We start from the raw sequence: 19142 nt of genomic DNA, 5'->3' as shown, positions 1-19142 counted from the left end.
AGCTGTATTGGTTCTCATGCCGCGACGGTCACCGTCGGGAACCGTATCGAAGAGCGCGAAACTGCTCATTGCGCCGAACCTCCATTTCGGCTACTGGGAGTACCGTCCGCTTCGATGATTGCCTCCTCCTCGGGAAGTGCGGTGACACGAAGTGGGTAGGTCCCGCCCTCGTCGATGTCTAGGAGGGCAGTGCTGAACCCGAGACCTTCCTTGCCGACAACAGCGTCACGGACGAACGTGGCCTGTGCGTCGGTCAGACCAAGCGCGTCGGCGTGTTCGGAAGTGAGGTTCCCCTGGCGGTGGAGGAGCTTGATCGATGACTGGTTGATGAACGTCTCGGCTCCGTCGGTATCGTAGAAGTCGGTGAGTTCCTGGGTGACGAAATGCAGCGACAGGTTGAGGTGGCGAGAATGGCGAGTCGTCCGTTTGAGCCACTCGACGCTCCCCGGTGACTCGACGAGGTAGTGGGCCTCGTCGATGGCGATGATAGTATTGCCTGATTCGGCCTTGAGGCGCTCGTAGACGGCGTCGTACATCGGTTGCATCACGAGTCCTGCGAGTGCTTCGTCGGAGCCACCGCCGAACTGCTTCAAGTCGAGATAGATGACGCGGCTACCCGTGAGGTCCACCTCGGTCTGCCCGTTCAGGAACGCAAACTGACCGCCGGACGTGAATGGCTCCAAGTTCAGGCGGAGATCCTCGGCGTGGCTCTGCCACTTGTCGAGTTCGCCGTCTGAGTAATCGTCACCGTTGAGGACCTCGGTTGGGTCGGCAGCGACGTCACCGAGGACAGCCCGCACGTCTCCCACCTCGGGACTCTCGTGATGGTGGGTCGTCGGGTCGGCTGTGATACCGTTCTGGGCGTACGCTTCCCGAATACACCGCTCAAGAACCTGCCGTCGGTCGCCGAGTGGAGCACCGACGTACCCGAAGAACGATTCGAAGAAGGCCATCACGGCGCTAATGCGCTCGATAAACGGACTGACGTTTTCCTGTTCGAGGAGGTAGTCCGGTGTCGGCCGGATCTCGAGTGGGTTGACTGTCCGGGTGCCACCGATGACGTAGTGCTCAGCGTCGAGACCAGCTGCCAGACTCGCAAACCCACCGACCGGGTCGATCATGACGATGTCTGTGTCGCGGTCCTTCGCTACGCGGCGAAGTAGGAGTCGTTTGGTGTCGTACGACTTCCCCGATCCGATCTCACCGGCGACCAGCACGTTGTAACCGTTCTCACGGCAGAACCGATCGAGATAGACGGGGGCATCGGTCGTTGCATGATAGCCGTAGAGAACGCCGCTCTCTTCGATCGTAGTGCTCGCAGCGAATGGGAACAACGCACCGGCGGCTTGCCCGAGCATGGGCGTCGTCTGTCCGAGGTCGTCCTTCGCGACCGGGCTTCCCGTCACCAGCGAATCGCCCTGTCGATACGCTGCGGACTTCGTCGTCAATCGCTGACGCTGCAGTTCACCACGAATACTGGAAACAGTGGTCTCGACCTGTTCTTTCGAGTCACCGCGAATGGTCAGATAGACACCGACATTGAGGATACGCTGGGCGTTCTCCTGCAGCTGTGTGTACACTGCTTCGTGGTCTCGGATACGGCGCTCCGTCACTGTGGCCTTTGCTGAGCCGCGATCCTGCGCCTCGATGTGATCCACTTTGAGCGACTTGATTGCGCTCTCAAACCGCAGGAGCGACGTGCGAGGATCCTCCGGATCGGCGTAGATCGTCACATCGACATCCGCGCTGGGATGGGTGCAGATACGGTCAAGCAACCCTGGCGACGCAGTCTCCGGGAATCCCGTCACGAACAGAACCTTGACCCACCGCTCACCCGTTCGTGCCGTGTCGGTCTCCAAACGGATACCGGAGGGTGCGACTCGTGTCGCGTGCATCCTTTCCCGGTGGGGATGAGTCCCAACGTCAGTAGGTACGTCTTCAGTCCCGTCGTCTGCTGTCGTTTCGGTACTGACTCCCGGAATGAGTGCACCTAGTTGAGAGAACACGCTCATAGCCGGCCACCATCCGTTGTAGTGAAACCCTTGGTGTCGTTCGATGAATGCGATTCTTTGGTATCCTGTTCGCTCATGATGACGGGCGTCGTGCGAAGGTGAGGACCGTCGTCAGGGTACTCGGTCCGGCTGCCGGACCAGTATTCCTCGACGAGCGTGGCGAGGTCTGCCGCAGTAACGGGATGGGCGGAGACGCCTTCGATGCTCGTCAATTGCTCCGTGAGGTGGGTGCGCCGGTCACGCAGGATCGTACGTTGCCGCTCCTCAATCGCTTCGCGACGCTCGTCTCGCAGCAACACATCGGCGACCACTGAACCTAGGTACCTCCCGATGAGCGGAAGACTCTGCAGGCGGCTAACCCACGCATTGTCCTCGAGGCTGACCTCCTGAATCCCGACCGGGACGATGGCGTGGTACTGGCGGACACTCGTTCCGCGTTGGTGGAACTCCTGCGGGCGACGCCGTCGGTACACCTCGACGATTTCGGAGAGTGCTGGCGTCGACTTGACGTCAGGGTCCGTCCGGCGGTTGTCGTACGTAGCGGTCATCCGAGCTGGGTCGACGCGCCGCGCCGACGAGTGTATCTGCACCGGATAGTCGAGTGCATTCAAGACCGCGCCAAGTCCTCGGGCCGCCCTGTTCCATTTGGCTTGGTCAGCGAGCGCGAGGTTTGCTGGGTCGATGCGGACGGCACCGACAAGGGTTTCGTCCTGGCGACGAATCGCATTGGCTTCTGGTTCGACCGCGCGGACGTGGGTCAGCTCCCGTGCATCCGGTGGCGTCTCGGTACTTGTCTCAGCGGTTGTGTTGGTGAAGGTCATAGTATTCTCTCGTCGATGATGGGTGACGAACGCGGTGATGAGGCCGACTGGAGTTCGGTGGTCGGGACAGACGTGCACATACAAGCCAGCGAGACCGAGAACGGCGAGCGCGAGCGCGACGCCAACGAAGAACCGGCCGGTCACGAAGACGACGATTTCGAGCGTGACCATCGCGACGATGAGCGCTGGCGCGAGAAACAGGAGGTCGGCATTCGACACATCAGTGAACGCAAGGAATCCCGAGTCGGAGCCAACGTCATCGAGAATCCGGCGTTCTGGACCGTCGCCTCCTGGACCAAGGCCCCTCATTGCGACCCTCCTTCACCGCGAGCGTCAAATACCGAATCACGACTGATCTTCGTCTCCTCAGCCGCACTAACACCCCAGTCCTCGCCGGCGACCGGTTTCGTGTCGTACAAGATGCCATCCTCCTCACCTCGGTGGAAGACACCTGGATGGTCCCCGTTTGAGTCAAACGCTGACGCGAACCGTTCGTGGTTTCGAACAATGAAATCCCGACTCCGTCCCTGAGGTTTAATTGGCCGGAATTCGCCGTCAGAGACGTATCCGGGTTGGTATCGTTGCCCATCAGATAGATCTCCCTCTCCCTCGACGACGACGAAGTCGAATCCATCGATAGCATCAGTACTCACGTCAGTTCCGGCAGCAGTGCCGTTGCCGGTCGTAGTAGCACCTGAACTAGGACGGCCACCGGTGGGTGTTCCTACAGCTGCGAGACCACCGCTACTACCACTCGTCCCAGAATCGAGCGCGCCAGCAGCATCGCTGCCCCCACTCTCGGCTCCGAGTGCGGCACCGCTTCCATTTCCGTTATGACTGGACGTCACTCGATCAAACAGATCGCTGGGAATACCACTGCTGGCGGCCGCACTGGCGGCTGAACTCGCGCCGCCGACGTTCGGCATCGACGCTTTGCCAGCGAGTGTCTTTGCGCCGGATTTAGCTCGTGAGTACATGGCAGCACCACCGATGCCGGCCATGATGCCGCCGGCCGTCCTGGCCGCTCGTGACCCCAAGAGCATCCAGAGGGTCGCAACCAGCGCCGCGAGCTGAGTCACGAAGGTGACGACGGCAAACGCGATCGTACCGGCCACCGTACTGAAGCCAGCAACTCCGACCGCACTTTCGACGAAGCCCATCGTCCCGGTCGCGATGTACGCCCCCGCACCGAGGACGAGCGCCGCCGGGAGCGGGAAGAACGCCGCGCGGATGAAGATGCTCCACCCTTTCTGACCGAAGTGTCCGATCGTCTGCATCACGCCGCCGGTGTCGAACAGCATGAGCGCCGAGAACACCGGCAGGAAGACCATGAACGTGAGACAGAGGAAGTACGCGAGAAGGGTCGAAATGAGGAGGATAGTTACGATCGCCGCCGTCGCAACCCAGAGCAACCCTGCGAGCAGGCCCGTCCCGAGGAGAGTCCCGATGCCGGACTGTGGACCCATCACGAGCTGATCACCGCGCGGTGCGACGGCGAGGATCAGCCCGTTCGCGAGGTGGAGGATAAACGCCCCGACCCACCACGAACCGAGAGTGAGCAGGAGGTTTCGGACGAGATTCTGTTCGATCAGAAAGCCCTGTGTGGCGAACGTGGCCTCCGGCCGAAACCGACTCGCGAGTGCAACGCCGGCACCGACGATCCACACCAGGAACCCGAGCGGCAGGCCAACCGACGTCCACCCGTTGTACGCGCCGGCCAGTGGCTGGTTCGTCGGGGGCCTGAAGACCACGATCTCGCTGCCGCGCATCGGCACTGGTCGGCGGAGGATCAGTTCGACCGTGCTACGCGCGACTTTCTGCGTTACGTCGAGCGCGCCGCCGAGGATGCTTCGCTTGGCGTTCTCGATGACGTTGCAGATTGCACCTCGAATTGGATCTTTGCCGGCACAGGGAGCGTACGAGGTCGCATTCTGGGACGCGTTCGCCGAACCATTGACTCCCGGGATGGGATAATTCGAGGGCGTTGCTGTCGAACTCTCATTCGAGGACGTCGACGTGGTTGTGTTGGCCGGAGGATCGCGAGGAGCCCTCCCGGGATCGGCGGCGAACGCAGGCGCTACGAACCCGGTCAGGAGAAGCGCGATGGCGAGAACCACAGCAATACGGCTGCTGACTCGGGGATGGGGTACGGCGCCGATATCGGTCGTGGAAAGCATGAGAATGATCGGTGGCGTTGGTGTCTGCCGTGCCTCTGCGGGACCAGTTCGGAACGTCTCCCTGTGTCAGAACCACGGCGTCAGTTGGGCACACTGTGCGGCGTTGAAGCCAGCAGCGCCGGCGGCCTGTTCGCCGAGAACGATGATGAGGCCGAAGATCGGCCCGGAGACCATCGCCATAGTACCGGTGCGACGATGCTCACTGGACCGTTCCGGGTTGCGGGACATCCCAGCACGGGCGTGCTTGAACCCGCCGTAGAGCAGGCCACCGAGGAACAGGACTCCTGCCCCGGTTTGCGCCGCCCACTCGAACAGGGCGATTGCAGGCGTTCCACACAGACCGCCGCTACTTGACTGGGCAGCTGCGAGCCCGGTCATTGCAGCGAGGGTCAAGAGAGCAGTCACAGCTGGCGTCAAGACTCGAACGCTCCCGGCGAGGTTGTGTTCGATGTGGTCCCGAACACGAGTTGCCCAGGCAGACGTCGCGGAGTCGTCGTCAATGCTGGATCTCATGGCTTGACTACGAATCGTAGTACGAATCTTAGTGACTTATATTCTTGGTATCGTTGAATAGAGTTTACTACGATTCGTACACCAGGACGACCCACTAATCGTCGCAAAGTATGCACAATGATATGGGAAGCGACTCCAGATTGGGGAAATGGAATTAACCGCCCTCGACGAAGCGATCCTGGACGAACTCAACGAGGGTGCCCGGACGCAAGGGTTTCTCGTCGACGCAACGGGGGAACCGCGATACAAGGTACACGAGCGACTGAAGCTGCTAGTTGCCGCAGGCCACATCGAAAATATCCACGAGAACACGGCACTCTACGAACTGCGAACCGATCCGCGGAGCGATGGTGAGAGCTGATACTGTGACAGCGCAAGTTGAACAGTCAAATCCACGGGCTCGAGTCAATGGACCCCCGACGATTATGCGGGTGAGAACGCTACTGTGAAGCATGAAGGACAGGGTGACGGAGGGAATCGAGGATCCCATTGAAGAACGTCAGCGAATGCGTGAGCTGCTCTCCCAGGAGACTCGGCATCTAATTCTGCAGCTAATCCTCGGCCATCCGGCTCACCTCGTGTCGGTAGCCGAGTTTGAGTATATGATTCCAAAGAACAAGGCGGCCATTCTCGACCACCTCGAGACGCTACAAGAGGCAGAGATTCTCGAAGTCTATGTGCATGAGCCGAACGCGTCGACCCGAGATCTCCCATCGAAGTTCTGGGGACCGACTGAGCGCGGGGTCGAAATTCTCTACGAGCACAAATTCCTACGTGGTGTCCCGGTTGCGCGTGCTATCTACGAGAAGACGCGGAAGTCAGAGCGTGTGCTGCGTCACGAAAATGCGCCACGACCAGCGCTTCCCGTCGCAGTCATCGAAGCCCTTGATTTCGACGAACCGGAGATAGACGCATCTGACGCGCGCAAATAGAGTTTGAGTCTGCGAATCCGGTGTGAGTGCCTCTGAATTGTGAGTTCTCGCACACCAGACGGTAGCTCTTAGCTACCATGGTCGGTCTTAGCGACCGGTCAATCTGGCTCTGAGATCTGGACAACATCGTGTGTATGAACTACGATTGTCTCTCGCCCATCTCGTATCCTACGAACATTTCGAAGCTTTCATAGCTAACACTCTTATCGTTGGAATCCCTATCCTCCTCTCAAGGATGTCGATCGATAGGGAGACGTTCAAGAACGCGAGTGAGGACGAGCTTGAGGGGCTCTCCGTCCCGGACCAAGTACTCGGGTTCTTGGCTGCAAACGACGATCGGGCGTTCAAGGCTCGTGAAATTGCCTCGCAGATCGGGCTCGACGAAGGAGCGGTCAGCACAGCTCTCTCTCGGTTGAAGGACCGCGAACTCGTCGAACACAAGGCAACGTACTGGGCGGTTACCGACGATGAGGACCGTCTTGACGGGTATAGTGGCTACGAACGAGCAACGGCGCTGTTCAACGAGCAGCTGGGTGAAGAGGACAAGGAGGCCTGGCGAGCGCACTCGCCGGACGAACGACATCCGAGTCTCGAGGACGAATCGTGACGGACGAGGACAGTACTCCAATCTACGAACCTGGCGACATCGTGTATGGTGACGACCCGTTCAAGGGGGAGGAAGAAGCGCGCCCGTGGCTCATTATCTCGAACCACGATACTCGACCGTTCCACGGCGAGCAGTACATCGCACTCACGTTGACGACGAAATCGTGGTTAGACGGACTCATCGAGATTGCTGCAGAGGACTGGGTGCGTGGTGGAACGCCAGAGGAGAGTCGAATCGTCCCGTGGGGCGTCCAGTCGCTCGAAAGCGAGGATATCGATTTCTGGCAGGGACGCGTCGCTCACAGTTTACTTGAAGCTAGCATCGAAGCTCTGATTGACGAACTCTTGTAGCAGCTCATCGCAACTATCGGCATCGGCACGCCAGTGGACTGAATATGGGGGTAGCGTCTAGGTCGGAAGGTGTTCTCACGATCCAACTTAACCAACAGATTCGTATGAAACTCGCAATTGTTGGTTAATCCTTCGCGAAGCACATTACTGAGTTCAGCTGGGGGGAAGGTGCAGAGAAATGCAGCGAAGTCTGCTACTTATAGGGATTATCAGAGCGTTTCACAGCATTGTACGAGTACTCTTCATTCAGTGGCAGATACTGAGGAGATATCTTGCCCGCCGTGTCTGTCAGTTGATGAGGATTTTGATTGAGTTCACTAGGTATATCTGCTCGGAAGAGTTCTTTCGGGTATGAGCCTCGAAGAGACGGTGGATTACCTCGCTGAGGAACTCGATCTCGAGCGAAGTGACCACGTCCGAGAGGTCGGTCGGTCGATCGCAGAGCTCCGCGACTAAACAAAACAGCTTTCGGCTTTGTTGAAATCCTCAGTAGAGGATAGGTTTCAGAGGCTCTGCTGAATACACAGCGCGAGTCGTACAGTCCGCCTGCGGACGAATAGCGCGTTGGGACTGCCTGCATATCGTAGTATATTATCAGATTGATATATCGGGTGAAATGGCTTAACTTACCTGCCATCAGGGTCTTCATTAGAGGATGTTACAAGGGAACTGGTACGCGAATGGCTTTCCAGATATTGCTTGGGTGAGAAACCCAGTATGGTCTAGCTCATGAATGCGATAGCCGCACTCCAGCAATTATCTGATTTTCTGGTAGCAGTTGCCCCAATCGCGGGTGCAATCGCAGCGATAATCGCTATCTATCGATTTTTCATAAAGCAACCGGCATTAGTACTGGAAGCCGATGTAAAATCAACATCCGCCGATAGGCCCTTCCATACCGTCCATACTACTCCGACACTGTTTTTGTCTAACGAAGGGAGAGATTTTGCTGAGGATGCTTATCTCGAGATGGACCTTCCAGACTGGGATTTTGAACAAGAAGACGATGAAAACATATCTACGTTTCTTGATGTGACTGATGGCCGAACTGGATATCTTGGTTCGCCTCGTCGATTATATCAAGTCACTGTTAACAAACCGATACAACCACGGGAGAAGTATAAGATGTTCTTCGGCGGTGCCGAGTTGGAAAGAAACCGGCGCTATGAACTCAACTATACGATATCTTGTCGCTCTCATGGACCCCGGGAGGGCAGTATAAAATTCCATGTTGGTCATCACGAGGTCACGATAGAGAACAATTATCCGAAACGTCGTCGTAAGTACTTAATCGCGTTTCGAAAATTCCTTTCCAATCCGGATTTAACCGAAGTAAAGATTGAGTTGCTCAAATGGGAAGTCGATTGGGAGTCCGATAGTACAGCAAATGTGGAAGCGTTATTGAAAAATACGAGTTCAGTTCGCCTCCGGATCGCTGAAGTGAGGTTTGATTTATTCATTGGTGAGGTCAGATCAGAAGATTACTGGACGAGCATCCCCGTTAAAATCTGGGGATTAGACCCAGGTGAGTTCTGGAAGTTTGACTTTGAGTTCGATGTGAACGAGCCAACATTGTCAAAGGAGGATATTTCTATAGACTATTCTCTCTCGGCCAATACAAACCATCTTAGGAATGGATGGGAGCGGGTCAAGCTAGTTGATTCAGGCGCAGAAATCCCCGATGATTCTCATTCGATACCCAAGGCCTTTGGACGCTTGGAAAATCTGAATGCAGGAACGAGCCGTGGAGTACGCGTCATTGTGAAATGGTTAGATAAGGATGGTGTTGTAATTGGTGCTGATGACACCAGTCTGAAATTAGAACCCGGTGACACAGAGGATTTCCGAGTGAATTGCTCAGTCAGGCATGATGACCAAGAGAACATAGACGACCATTCTATCGTTCTGATGGGAGGATAAGTAGAGAATTGCTATGGAAGATCGTGCAACAGAGCATCACCGTACTATAAGCGGTTGCGGTGATGCGAAGGCTTCGCCTGACTGAGGACGACGAACCGGAAATCGTAGTGCTGTCGCTCACAAAAGGAGGCGAACAGACCGGAGAGCAGCCGCCTACTCCGGCGGTGGGCCGTCTTGGAACGCTGCTAGTGACACGGCCCGTGTCGTGGTTGGAGTGTCGCTGGGTCTAGTGAGTTCTTCTCGTGGTGCCTCGACGGCTTCGATCACGAACGACCACGTATTGGAGCCCCATACGGCACTGTTAGCGATCTCCTCCGCGCCCAGGTCGACTACACCACTCGTCGGAGCGTCTTCAGCGTGGAACACGTCCGCACCGTATGCCCCTTCGCCCTTACGGCAGCTGACGAGGTCGTCGTCGAGGAGCCGAGAGAGAGTCTTGGCGACGTGCCGCTTCGACACGTCCGTCGCCTCCGCGAGCTCTCGGGCGGTAGCTGACTGCCGCGACCGGAGAGCTTCTATGATGGTCTGCTGCACGTCGGTCGCAACCCACTCAACGCCAGAGACTCGACAGTCCGCGAACCCAGCCGGCACGGCACTGGTATGGACGAAGACGGTGGCTGTGTTGTCGGGGTCGTCGGCGTCTCGTGCGTATCGACCAGCGGATTGCGCGACGTGATTCTCGCGAACGGAAGCCAGGATCTCGCTGGCCGTGTCGGCATCGGGACCGACGAAGCCACGTCCATGTGCGCGTTGCTGGTCGCCGTCCGCTGACTCCACGGTTTCTGGCTTAGCGTGGAGGTCGCACTCGGCGAGGAGGTTCAGCACGTAGTCGTCGCCCGGGTCGATTGAGCCGTGAACGAGTCCCACGTCACGATCGCCGAACTCGTCGCGGGATCGCTCCTCGCCGAAGTGCATCGTTTCGGGCTCGTCGATACCGACGTCTCGCATCAGCTGTTCGACCTCACGCTCGACGCTCGCGGCAGTGATGCAGGTGTCAAACGCGTCGCCGAAGTGATGCTCGAGGTGATCCAAGAGCACGTGCGTCGCATCGGGATTGAAGTACTCGCCGCTGGCAAGCGGTCGGACGGCTTCGCCAACTTGGACGACCTTGAGGCCGCGCTCGTATCGCCGCCAGAGTCGGCGCTCGTCGACGTCGAGGACGCGGTCGGGGACGATGTCCGTGGTGGTGTTGCGTTGCCACAGCGGGACGCTGGGATGGGCGTCGAGGCCGACCACGCACCGCGCCGTCGAGAGGTCAGGAACGTTCCGAACGGTACGCACGCGATTGTTGTCGTCGACGACGACCGAGACCCACGTCCGCGACCAGCCGTCGTCGTCGCGAGCGTTAGCATCGAGTCGGGGCGGGTCGTGAGTGACGGTACCCACGCTGCGCCCGTTCTCGTCGAAACCCTGCGCCAACGCGGACCAGATAGCATCCGCCAATGCAGGGGCGAGCGTGTGGGCGTCGGGATGTTCGAGATACCACTCCCGATCCGGTTCGTAATTGAACACGGCCGCCGTCGCGTTCGCTTCTCGAAGGACGTCACCGTGGACGTCCTGTCCGTACGCACTCCGTGCTAATTGGACGAACGACTCCCAGGTTGTCACCGGCGCGCCCGCCGCTTCGAGGAACGCCGTAACGGCGCGCTGGATGCGGTCGTTCGTGAGGTGTTCGCCGTCGACGGCGAAATCCGGCCGCTCGTCGAAGATGACGTTACACGACTGCGTAAGCCCGGGGACGTACGCGAACTGGTGCGTGGCGTGGATGACGTCCACGGCAGGGTCACCTTCTTCCGTTCGCGGGAGTCCGTCCCACTGGCCGATTGCGGGGCACGGATCGTCTCCGCGCGAGCACGGCAGTTCGATGTCTTGGTCGTTGTGCTCGGCGAGATAGGCGTGGGCCGTCGAGAAGGGGACACCGCGACCGTCACAGACGGCGTCGAACCACTGAGAGGCGGGCGTCCGATTCATCGTGATCTCGACGGTTTCATCCTTCTCGTCTTCCTCCGACGGATCGTGGATCCCGTGGGCCACGGGGCACGCTTCTTTTCGTCCCCGGAGGACTGCGTGTGTCACACCGCTGGCTTCTCGACTGTGTTCGATGGCAGCATCACGAGCATCTCGCGTCGGACTGAAGTGGACGACCGGCTGTTCACCGGTACAGTCCGCATGGCGAAGCCAGGGCTCGGTTGCAACGGTGTAGCTCTTGCCGAGTCCCGTCGGGGCGTCGATGACGACCTCCTCCTGGTGCCGAACAGCATCGAGCAGACGGTTCCAAAGACGCTCGCGTGCCTCGTCGGTCGACGGCCATTCGATATCTTGAGCCGCCGCAGCACGTTGTCGCTCGTCGTCATCGAGGGCGTCGAGTTTCGCGAGTGGGAGCGTGCTCACTGGGTCGGCACCGTCGGGCTCGTACTCCGGAATGTGGGCACCGCGGTCGCGGAGTGCGTCGACGGCAGCCCAGAAGTCCTCGTCGCTCGGGTACTCGGTTTCCGAGGAGATGATTCTCTCCTCAAGCGCGACGACCTGGAGCGCATCGAGGCCGTGCATTCCCTTGCGGTAAACCCAACCACTGTCAACCTGTGCGAGGCGCGTACCGCTCTTCGACTGCGCCCAGCTCGGATCGAGATCGAGACTCCCGTCGCTCCGTTCGTGGGTGACGGTCGACCGGAGCTGGATGTCGGCCGGTCCGGTGTGCTGGATGGCGTCGAACACGTCCTGGATGTCGGACGTGGTCTCGATGTCGGCGAGTTCGGCCTTCGACAGGTCGGGTGTGCAGTCGAGTTCGTCCGGCCGATCACTGGGGGTGGTAGCACGCGCTGCGTCGAGGGCACCTGGATGGGTGGCGACGATGTCGTCGACGATCCCCTGGATGTCTCTCGTGGACGTCTCGGTACCGGGGATGTGGTCACCAGTGACCGTGGTGTACCGATGACCGGGGTACATCTCGAGTTCGGCATCCGGCCATTCCGGGGATGAGAGGTCGATCGTGAGCGTCGTCACGCCCTCCGGGAGACGGAAGCCACCGAGTGCGTGCGCGCCAGTCCCGGATGGAGACCACTCGCAGAACGTCCCGGCCAGCTGCTCCAGGAGATTGATCGCGCCTGGGGCGATGTCGCCGGTCTCTGGATCGCGGATGTCGTCGAAGTCGAGGAGGCCAACATGCGGTTCACTGGGCACGTCTTCCTCGGGATCGACCCAGGCGTACTTCTCGTCGTCGTCCCAGTCGTCACGGTCGGGACCAGTGAGGTAGTACGCGAACCCGAGGTCGTCGTCGTGGTCGACCCAGTTGCTGGCAGTCTCGAAGTCGAACCAGGCGTTGGGGTCCTTCGCACCGACGAACGCGTAGCCGACGGCTTGGTTGGAGTACCCCCAGCTGGGGTTTCGGGGGACCTTTCGGTCGTCGCTGTACTGCCAGAGCAACCAGCGGGAGCCATGTTCGGCGAGATCGGTGGGGAAGGTGTTGGGCTCGACGCCGTGGAAGTCGACCGCCGAATCGTCTTGTCGGCCGTTAGTGACCCGGTCTGCGTACGTAGCTCCCTCTACTTGAGGTGTCGGAGACGCCACGGACGAAGGGTCCTGAGAGGTTTCCGTCTCGTCGGAGTTCGAGTCTCCGGTGTCCACGCCTAGTCGCTTGACGTGGTGGTCGCAGAGCGAACCAGCGCCGACGGTGGTCGTGGCTTCCTGCTCGCACGACGGCATCGAGCACTGCTGGTCCGCAGGGACGGTGCGCCTCACGCGACCACCCCCAGACCGACGGTATCGCCACTGTGGGGCTTTTTATACGCAGGATTTAACCAAAGTACAGTAAGCCTAGGCCGGGATTTGAACCCGGGCTCTCGTCCTTACCAAGGACGCGCTTTACCGCTAAGCTACCCAGGCGCGCTGCGCATTCTGTAGGAACCCCGAATCGCGTTTAGGCGTTTCGATTCAGAGGTCGGCGAGTGCCCCGTCGACACATCCGACGAGACGGGTTCGAAGCGTGTCCGCGTCGAGCGTCTCGGTTCGGGGGAGGTCGACGCCGTAATCGGCGGCGACATCGGCGGCGACGGCCCGGAGTTCCGGCGTGGGGTCGATACCGCCGGCGGTCGCGCCGACGACGACCGCGAGGTCGAGGACGTCCGCCTCCAGGGTCTCGGGTGGGTCGCCGCGGGTGCGGTCGCGGCCGAACGCCCGGACCACCTCGACGGCGGCGACGGCGGCCTCGGTACGCGCGAGCAGGTAGAACCCCCGTGCGACGAGCACGTCGGCGGCGAGTATCTCCATGTCGCCGGTCGCGCGTTCACCCGTCGCCCAGGGTTCCTCGACGGCGAGTCGTCGCGTGAGTCGGAGGCCGTCGTAGATGAGTTGGACGCCGGCGGCGCGTTCGACGAGTCCCTCGCCGACGTCGGCGTCACACGCGCTCGCGGTGAGGAGCGCGAGCGCCCCGGGGAGGGTCGAACCGCCGTCGATGACCGCCCAGAGCGCGTCGCGGAGGGCAGTGGGGTCGATATCGTCCACGGACGCGCGGGCGGCCCGCCGGACGGCGTCGGCTTCCTCCATCGCCACGAGATAGCCGTGGGACGGGCAAAGACCTTTGGAAACGTCCGACCAGCCACAACCGTGATACGGACACGCGACGCGGACCGGGTCCGCACCGTCACCCTCGACCGACCGGACCGACGCAACGCACTGACGCCCGAGGGCCTCGACGCGCTCGACGACGCCGTGACCGACCCCCCGACCCCCGTCGTCTACCTCCACGGGGCGGGGGCGGCGTTCTGTGCCGGCGCCGACCTCGACGCGGTGGGCGCCGTCGCCCGCGAGAGCGAGACGGACCCGAGTGCGGCCGCCGAGTTCGCCCGCCTCGGCCAGCGGGTCGCCCGGGCCATCGAGGAGTCTCCCGCCGTCGTCGTCGCCGGTATCGACGGCGCCGCCCGCGGGGGTGGGGTCGAACTCGCGCTCGCCTGCGACCTCCGGGTGGCGACGCCCGAGGCCACCTTCGCCGAACCCGGCGCCACCTTCGGTCTCTTCGGTGCCTGGGGGGGTACCCACCGCCTCGAACGCGTCGTGGGCCACGGCGACGCGCTCGACCTCGCGCTCTCGGGGCGGGTCGTCGACGCGGAGGAGGCCCTGCGGATGGGCCTCGTCTCGCGCGTCCGGCGGGACCCCCACGTGGTCGCACGCGAAGTCGCCGACAACGACGGCCCCGCCCTCGACGAGATAAAGCGGCTGATGCGACCGGTCGAGTCCGTCGCCGACCGCGAGGAGCGCGAGCGTGCGGCGTTCGCGCGACTGGTCGAGGAACACGCGGCGGCGCTGGGCGGCGGGACCGGACGTGAGGGCGAGGGGAACCCCGAGAACGAGCGATAGCAAGCGATAGCGAGGGCGACCGCGAGGACGGTGAACGAGACGAGGGATGGACGAGGGATGGGGTGGGCCGGACCGTCAGAGCCCGAGCGGCGTCGGCGCGGGCGGCATGTGGCGCTTGTGTTCGCTCTGGGCGTACAGTTCCTCGACGCGGTCGATGGCCGCCTCGTCGACGCCGAGGGTTCGCATCGTCGCCGTCGCGGAGAGCGGCCCGTCGACGTGCAGCGCGAGGATGGCGTCGAGCAGGTCGTAGGTGAGGCCCATCTCCTCCTCGTCGGTCTGGCCGACCCACATCTCCGCGCTCGGTGGCTTCTCGACGAGGTCGTCGGGGACGCCGACGTGGGCCGCGAGCTGGCGGACCTGGAGTTTGTAGAGGTTGCCGATGGGGTTGCAGTCGACCGCCTGGTCGCCGTACTTGGTGTAGTAGCCGGTGAGCGTCTCGCTGCGGTTGCCCGTCCCGAGGACGAGGCGGCCCTCGGCGTTGGCGACGAAGTAGTTGAGCACGCCGCGGGTGCGCACCCGGACGTTCCCGGCGGCGGTCCGGTAGGGGTCCGTCTCGACGAGTCGGTCGACGCCCTCCTCGGGGTAGGCCTCGAAGAACGCCTCGACGATGGGGTTGATGTCGACGACGTCGTACTCGATGCCGAGCGTCTCCGCGACGCGCTCGGCGTCGCTCATGTTCTCGTCGGTGTTGACGTCGCTCGGGAGCACCAGCCCGCGAACGCCCGCCGCGCCGAGCGCTTCCACCGCGAGGTACGCCGTCAGCGTGCTGTCGATGCCACCCGAGAGACCGAGGACCGCGCCGTTCGCGCCCGCGTCGTCGACGATGTCCGCGATGAACGTCGTGATGTGGTCACGGTGTGCGTCGAGTTCGCCCTCGGAGAGGCGGAGGTCGACCGGGAGGTCCTCGATGGCGTACGACCGGAGTTCGCTCATGTCCCGAGACAGGGACCGAGCTATCAAATACCTGCCTTCCGTCGCTCGGTTTCTGGACGTTCGTCCGATAGGGAGAAACGCTACGTTGAAGTGGAGGCGCGCGGAACCTGCGTACGCGAGCGCCGGTGTCGAGCAGTGCCGGAGGGACTGCGAGGCTCGGGGCGAACGAAACGAGCGAGCGCCGTTGGTCCAGTGGTAGGACATTGGCTTCCCAAGCCAATAGCCCGGGTTCAATTCCCGGACGGCGCATTTCTGTCCGAGCGACGGCGAGGACGAGAGCGCGACGGAGCGTCGACCGGTCTTACTCCTCGGCGGGGTCCACGACCTCGTAGCCGAGGTTCTGGTCGCGGAGGCGGTCGGTGTGCGCCGAGAGCAGGTCCGTCGACGCGAGCAACAGGACGTCGAGTCCCTTCGTCGCCGCCTCCGCGACGGCCGCGGGGCTACCGAACCGGACGTCCGGTTCGAGGGCGGCCGACCGGGCGGCGACCAACGCCTCGGTCCCGGCCACCGCGAGCAGGTCGTGCGTCTCGGCCAGCGCCGTGACGCCATCGGGGTCGACCGCCGCACTTCCGCCGTCCTGGACCGCCGGGACCGAGACGACCGTCACCGTCCCGAGGTCGTACTCGACGACGCCCTCGAAGTCCGTGACGCCCACGTCCTGGCCGGCGTCCGCGGTCGTCACCGCAACTGCGGTTGCGTTCCCGGTGTCGCCGGCCATCGCCCGGAGCACGCCGTCGCGCATCGTCACCGAGACGGTCTGTCCCTCCGCGACGGCCGTCGTGGCGACGGCCGTCTCTATCTCCACCTGGCCGAGGACGTCCTCGGAGACGTGCTGGACGAAGTGACGTAGCTCGTCGGTCTGTGAGATGAGCCAGTCGACGCCCTCCTTCGTCACCTCGTAGCGCCCGCGACCGTGTTTCTCGACGTAGCCCTGCTCGACCAGTCCCCGGAGGTAGTCGCTCACGGCCTGGGCGGTGATACCGATCGCGTCGGCTATCTCCCGCTGGTTGACGGCCGGCTGGCGGTCCGCTATCTGGACCAGAATCTGGTATCTGGTCGCGTTCCGTTTGCTCCGGAGAACGCCGAACTCGTCGGACTCGTCCGCGTCCATCGCCATTGACCCCCAATCCGAGCCGGCAATTAAAGTAATTTTGCCTTAGCTCGTGTGTGGTTTCGATACGGCGTCGTTCTCGCCCACTTCCCCAAGTGAGCTTTTTCTAAAACAACCAAAATTGTTTTACGTCCCACGGTAGTTGTGTTGCCTCATGGCGCAGGTATCGCTTCCACACGACGCGAAGGCCGGGCCGACGAAACCGGAGGTCAGGGCCGTCCTTCTCGGTAAACTCGACATCGGTCCGGCCGACCACCTCGTGGAGGTCGGTTCGTGCACCGGCGCCGTCACCGTCGAGGCGGCGCGGCGGGCCGGTCGGGTGACCGCGCTGGAACGAAAGCCGGGACGAATCGAGACCACCAGAAAGAACCTCGCCGCCAACGACGCCGGCGGCAACGTGACCCTCTGGGCGACCGAAGCCCCGGAGGGACTGCCGGACGACGCGGACGTCCTGTTCCTCGGCGGGAGTCGGAACTACGAGGCGGTCCTCGACCACGCGGTCGAGACCGGGGTCGCCCGCGTCGTGATGAACGTGTCACGCCTCGAAGTCGCGGGACGCGCCACCGAGGCGTTCCGCGAACGGGGACTCCTCGACGAGGTCGTCCAGTTCCAGGTGAGCCACGGGTACGACCTCGCCGGCGCGACGAGTTTCGACTCGGACAACCCCGTCTACATGCTGGTCGGCGGGGCCGACGAGGGGGCGACCGACGGCGGGAGGGGCCGATGAGCCTCTACGGCGTCGGCCTCGGCCCGGGGGACGCGGACCTCGTGACGGTCCGCGGGCGGCGCGTCCTCGAGACCGCGGACGTGGTGTACTCGCCGGGACGCCTCTCGCGGTCGGTGGCGACCGAGTACGTGTCGCCGGACCGCATCGGCGACGTCGACTTCCCCATGACCCGCGACGAGGACGAACTCCGGCGGGCCTGGCGGGCGGCCGCCGCCGAAATCGCACCGGAGGCCCGCGACGGGACCGTCGCGTTCGTCACGCTCGGCGACCCGAACGTCTACTCGACGTTCGGCCACCTGCGGCGGACGCTCGCGGCCTTCCACCCGGACGTCGACGTCGACGTCGTCCCGGGGGTGAGCGCCGTCACCGCCTTCACGACGGCGCTCGGCGTCGAGGTGGCGTCCGGCGCGAGCCTCACGCTCCGCGAGGCCCCGCGTGGAGCGGCCCCGACGGGGCCGGACCGGCTGGTGCTGTTCAAGGTCACCGACGTGCCGGCGACCCACGAGCGACTCGTCGACGCCGGCTACGACGTCGTGTACGGTCGTCGCCTCTACATGGACGCGGGCGAGACGGTCGTGACTGACGACCCCGACGACCTGACCGACCGCGACTACTACACGCTGGCCTACGCCGAGAAGCGCGGGCTCGACTCGGACGTCGCGACCGCGGCCTTCGCCAGCGACGCCGAGTCGGTGACGAAGACCGACGGCGGACCCCGACCGACGGTTCGACGCCGGTCGGGCGCGACGGCCGACGTCGCCAGGGAGGAGTGCGCCGAGGGCGAGGCCTGCGGCGACGAACGCCCCGGCGGGTGGTCGCGATGACCGACCCGCAGGAAGCCATCGACGCGACGGCGGCCGCCCGGGCGACGGAGCGCGACCCCCGAATCGAGGAGCGGACGGCCGGCGAGGTCCAGGAGGGCATCCCCTTCATCGGCGCCGGTCCCGGCGACCCCGGCCTGCTCACGGTCACCGGCAGGCGGCTGGTGGAGGCGGCCGACCTCGTCGTCCACGCCGGCTCGCTGGTCAACAGCGACCTCCTCGAGGCGTACTGCGCCGACGCCGAGCAGGTGTCGAGCGTCGGCAGGGACCTCGAGGAACTGGTCCCGCTGATGCGGGACACCTACGAGGCCGGGCGGACCGTCGCACGCCTCCACAGCGGCGACCCCGCGATATACGGCGCGGCGGTCGAGCAGATGGACGCGCTCGAACACGAGGGCGTGCCGACCTACCTCGTCCCGGGCGTCACCTCGGCGTTCGCGGCGAGCGCGACGCTCCGGACGCAACTCACGCTGAACGGCGTGGCCAACCACGTCGCGTTCACTCGCCCGCAGGGGAAGACCCTCGACCCCGACGACGACCACGTCGGCGCGTTCGTCGGGATGGGCGACGTTACGACCTGTCTCTACCTCGGGACGCACGCGGTCGGCGAGACGATGGACCGCCTCCTCGCGGACGGGCACGACCCGGAGACGCCGGTCGCGGTCGTCTACCACGCGTCGTGGCCGGACGAGGACGTCGTCGAGGGCACCATCGAGACCATCGGCGAGCGACTGGAGACGGCGGGCTATCGCGCCTCCGCGATGGTCGTCATCGGGGACGCGGCGCGGAAGGCGGGCTACGAGCGCTCCTACCTCTACGGCGACTGGGCGAACCGCGGCCCGGACGAGGGCGAGGCGGACGACTGA

At 62.9% G+C, this 19142-nt stretch carries 17 protein-coding genes and 2 tRNA genes; 10 read left to right on the top strand and 9 right to left on the bottom strand.

What is annotated here, in order from left to right; genetic code table 11:
* Positions 1-65: 65 nt before the first annotated feature.
* The 4 genes from P1Y20_RS13605 to P1Y20_RS13590 form a co-directional block, all read right to left on the bottom strand.
* On the bottom strand, positions 66-2012 hold the full coding sequence (locus P1Y20_RS13605; RefSeq protein ID WP_304449208.1) for a VirB4 family type IV secretion system protein: 1947 nt from the start codon (positions 2010-2012) through the stop codon (positions 66-68).
* A complete protein-coding gene (locus P1Y20_RS13600) occupies positions 2009-3142 on the bottom strand; it encodes a TraC-like domain-containing protein (RefSeq protein ID WP_304449207.1) in 1134 nt (377 codons plus the stop codon). The genes P1Y20_RS13605 and P1Y20_RS13600 overlap by 4 nt, the downstream gene beginning before the upstream one ends.
* The gene (locus P1Y20_RS13595; RefSeq protein ID WP_304449206.1) at positions 3139-4950 is read right to left on the bottom strand and encodes a TrbL/VirB6 family protein; all 1812 of its coding nucleotides are present in this window, start codon (positions 4948-4950) and stop codon (positions 3139-3141) included. Before P1Y20_RS13595 ends, P1Y20_RS13600 begins: the two co-directional genes overlap by 4 nt.
* 126 nt (positions 4951-5076) lie before the next feature.
* Complete coding sequence (locus tag P1Y20_RS13590) at positions 5077-5523, bottom strand: hypothetical protein (RefSeq protein WP_304449205.1); 447 nt, start codon at positions 5521-5523, stop codon at positions 5077-5079.
* 148 nt (positions 5524-5671) lie between these two features.
* On the opposite strand from P1Y20_RS13590, the gene P1Y20_RS13585 reads away from it, so the two are divergent.
* The 5 genes from P1Y20_RS13585 to P1Y20_RS13565 all read left to right on the top strand — a co-directional run bounded on the left by P1Y20_RS13585 (position 5672) and on the right by P1Y20_RS13565 (position 9332).
* Positions 5672-5884, top strand: a complete 213-nt coding sequence (locus P1Y20_RS13585) for an ArsR family transcriptional regulator (RefSeq protein WP_304449204.1) — start codon at positions 5672-5674, stop codon at positions 5882-5884.
* A gap of 91 nt (positions 5885-5975) precedes the next feature.
* Entirely contained in the window at positions 5976-6455 is a 480-nt protein-coding gene (locus tag P1Y20_RS13580; RefSeq protein ID WP_304449203.1) for an ArsR family transcriptional regulator, read from the top strand.
* A 235-nt stretch (positions 6456-6690) separates the two neighbouring features.
* Positions 6691-7062 (top strand): MarR family transcriptional regulator, encoded by a 372-nt coding sequence (locus tag P1Y20_RS13575; protein WP_304449202.1) that lies wholly within the window; start codon positions 6691-6693, stop codon positions 7060-7062.
* Positions 7059-7412, top strand: a complete 354-nt coding sequence (locus P1Y20_RS13570; RefSeq protein ID WP_304449201.1) for a type II toxin-antitoxin system PemK/MazF family toxin — start codon at positions 7059-7061, stop codon at positions 7410-7412. Before P1Y20_RS13575 ends, P1Y20_RS13570 begins: the two co-directional genes overlap by 4 nt.
* 729 nt (positions 7413-8141) lie before the next feature.
* The gene (locus P1Y20_RS13565) at positions 8142-9332 is read left to right on the top strand and encodes a hypothetical protein (RefSeq protein ID WP_304449200.1); all 1191 of its coding nucleotides are present in this window, start codon (positions 8142-8144) and stop codon (positions 9330-9332) included.
* 153 nt (positions 9333-9485) lie between these two features.
* Here P1Y20_RS13565 and P1Y20_RS13560 read toward each other — a convergent pair whose 3' ends face one another.
* The 3 genes from P1Y20_RS13560 to P1Y20_RS13550 form a co-directional block, all read right to left on the bottom strand.
* A complete protein-coding gene (locus P1Y20_RS13560; RefSeq protein WP_304449199.1) occupies positions 9486-13070 on the bottom strand; it encodes a hypothetical protein in 3585 nt (1194 codons plus the stop codon).
* A 72-nt stretch (positions 13071-13142) separates the two neighbouring features.
* Positions 13143-13214 (bottom strand) — tRNA-Thr (locus tag P1Y20_RS13555).
* A gap of 48 nt (positions 13215-13262) precedes the next feature.
* Positions 13263-13874, bottom strand: a complete 612-nt coding sequence (locus P1Y20_RS13550; RefSeq protein WP_304449198.1) for a DUF7114 family protein — start codon at positions 13872-13874, stop codon at positions 13263-13265.
* A 60-nt stretch (positions 13875-13934) separates the two neighbouring features.
* Here P1Y20_RS13550 and P1Y20_RS13545 point away from each other — a divergent pair, with 60 nt between their 5' ends.
* Entirely contained in the window at positions 13935-14684 is a 750-nt protein-coding gene (locus P1Y20_RS13545) for an enoyl-CoA hydratase/isomerase family protein (RefSeq protein WP_304449197.1), read from the top strand.
* A gap of 75 nt (positions 14685-14759) precedes the next feature.
* On the opposite strand, the gene P1Y20_RS13540 is transcribed toward P1Y20_RS13545, so the two are convergent.
* Entirely contained in the window at positions 14760-15617 is an 858-nt protein-coding gene (locus tag P1Y20_RS13540) for an NAD+ synthase (RefSeq protein WP_304449196.1), read from the bottom strand.
* Between the two features lie 178 nt (positions 15618-15795).
* On the opposite strand from P1Y20_RS13540, the gene P1Y20_RS13535 reads away from it, so the two are divergent.
* Positions 15796-15866, top strand: a tRNA-Gly gene (locus P1Y20_RS13535).
* 52 nt (positions 15867-15918) lie between these two features.
* Here the strand turns inward: P1Y20_RS13535 and P1Y20_RS13530 are convergent.
* Positions 15919-16734: a DUF7839 domain-containing protein gene (locus P1Y20_RS13530; RefSeq protein ID WP_304449195.1), complete on the bottom strand. Its 816-nt coding sequence runs from the start codon at positions 16732-16734 to the stop codon at positions 15919-15921.
* Positions 16735-16882: 148 nt separating this feature from the next.
* Here P1Y20_RS13530 and cbiT point away from each other — a divergent pair, with 148 nt between their 5' ends.
* The 3 genes from cbiT to P1Y20_RS13515 are packed head-to-tail and all read left to right on the top strand — an operon-like array spanning position 16883 to position 19142.
* On the top strand, positions 16883-17455 hold the full coding sequence (gene cbiT / locus P1Y20_RS13525) for a precorrin-6Y C5,15-methyltransferase (decarboxylating) subunit CbiT (protein ID WP_304449194.1): 573 nt from the start codon (positions 16883-16885) through the stop codon (positions 17453-17455).
* The gene (locus tag P1Y20_RS13520) at positions 17452-18279 is read left to right on the top strand and encodes a cobalt-factor II C(20)-methyltransferase (RefSeq protein WP_304449193.1); all 828 of its coding nucleotides are present in this window, start codon (positions 17452-17454) and stop codon (positions 18277-18279) included. The genes cbiT and P1Y20_RS13520 overlap by 4 nt, the downstream gene beginning before the upstream one ends.
* Positions 18276-19142, top strand: coding sequence for a cobalt-precorrin-4/precorrin-4 C(11)-methyltransferase (locus P1Y20_RS13515; protein ID WP_304449192.1), 867 nt, complete (start codon positions 18276-18278; stop codon positions 19140-19142). Before P1Y20_RS13520 ends, P1Y20_RS13515 begins: the two co-directional genes overlap by 4 nt.

The sequence above is a fragment of the Halomarina ordinaria genome (genome assembly GCF_030553305.1).
Taxonomy (GTDB): domain Archaea; phylum Halobacteriota; class Halobacteria; order Halobacteriales; family Haloarculaceae; genus Halomarina; species Halomarina ordinaria.
Note: the sequence above shows the minus strand (reverse complement) of the source record. Positions and strands in the feature narration are given on the sequence as shown.

Coding starts and splice junctions, on each gene's coding strand:
- P1Y20_RS13565 (WP_304449200.1), top strand. CDS start 8,142: ATGAATGCGATAGCCGCACTCCAGCAATTATCTGATTTTCTGGTAGCA.
- P1Y20_RS13515 (WP_304449192.1), top strand. CDS start 18,276: ATGACCGACCCGCAGGAAGCCATCGACGCGACGGCGGCCGCCCGGGCG.
- P1Y20_RS13600 (WP_304449207.1), bottom strand. CDS start 3,142: ATGAGGGGCCTTGGTCCAGGAGGCGACGGTCCAGAACGCCGGATTCTC.
- P1Y20_RS13590 (WP_304449205.1), bottom strand. CDS start 5,523: ATGAGATCCAGCATTGACGACGACTCCGCGACGTCTGCCTGGGCAACT.
- cbiT (WP_304449194.1), top strand. CDS start 16,883: ATGGCGCAGGTATCGCTTCCACACGACGCGAAGGCCGGGCCGACGAAA.
- P1Y20_RS13605 (WP_304449208.1), bottom strand. CDS start 2,012: ATGAGCGTGTTCTCTCAACTAGGTGCACTCATTCCGGGAGTCAGTACC.
- P1Y20_RS13575 (WP_304449202.1), top strand. CDS start 6,691: ATGTCGATCGATAGGGAGACGTTCAAGAACGCGAGTGAGGACGAGCTT.
- P1Y20_RS13580 (WP_304449203.1), top strand. CDS start 5,976: ATGAAGGACAGGGTGACGGAGGGAATCGAGGATCCCATTGAAGAACGT.
- P1Y20_RS13550 (WP_304449198.1), bottom strand. CDS start 13,874: ATGGAGGAAGCCGACGCCGTCCGGCGGGCCGCCCGCGCGTCCGTGGAC.
- P1Y20_RS13530 (WP_304449195.1), bottom strand. CDS start 16,734: ATGGCGATGGACGCGGACGAGTCCGACGAGTTCGGCGTTCTCCGGAGC.
- P1Y20_RS13585 (WP_304449204.1), top strand. CDS start 5,672: ATGGAATTAACCGCCCTCGACGAAGCGATCCTGGACGAACTCAACGAG.
- P1Y20_RS13520 (WP_304449193.1), top strand. CDS start 17,452: ATGAGCCTCTACGGCGTCGGCCTCGGCCCGGGGGACGCGGACCTCGTG.
- P1Y20_RS13540 (WP_304449196.1), bottom strand. CDS start 15,617: ATGAGCGAACTCCGGTCGTACGCCATCGAGGACCTCCCGGTCGACCTC.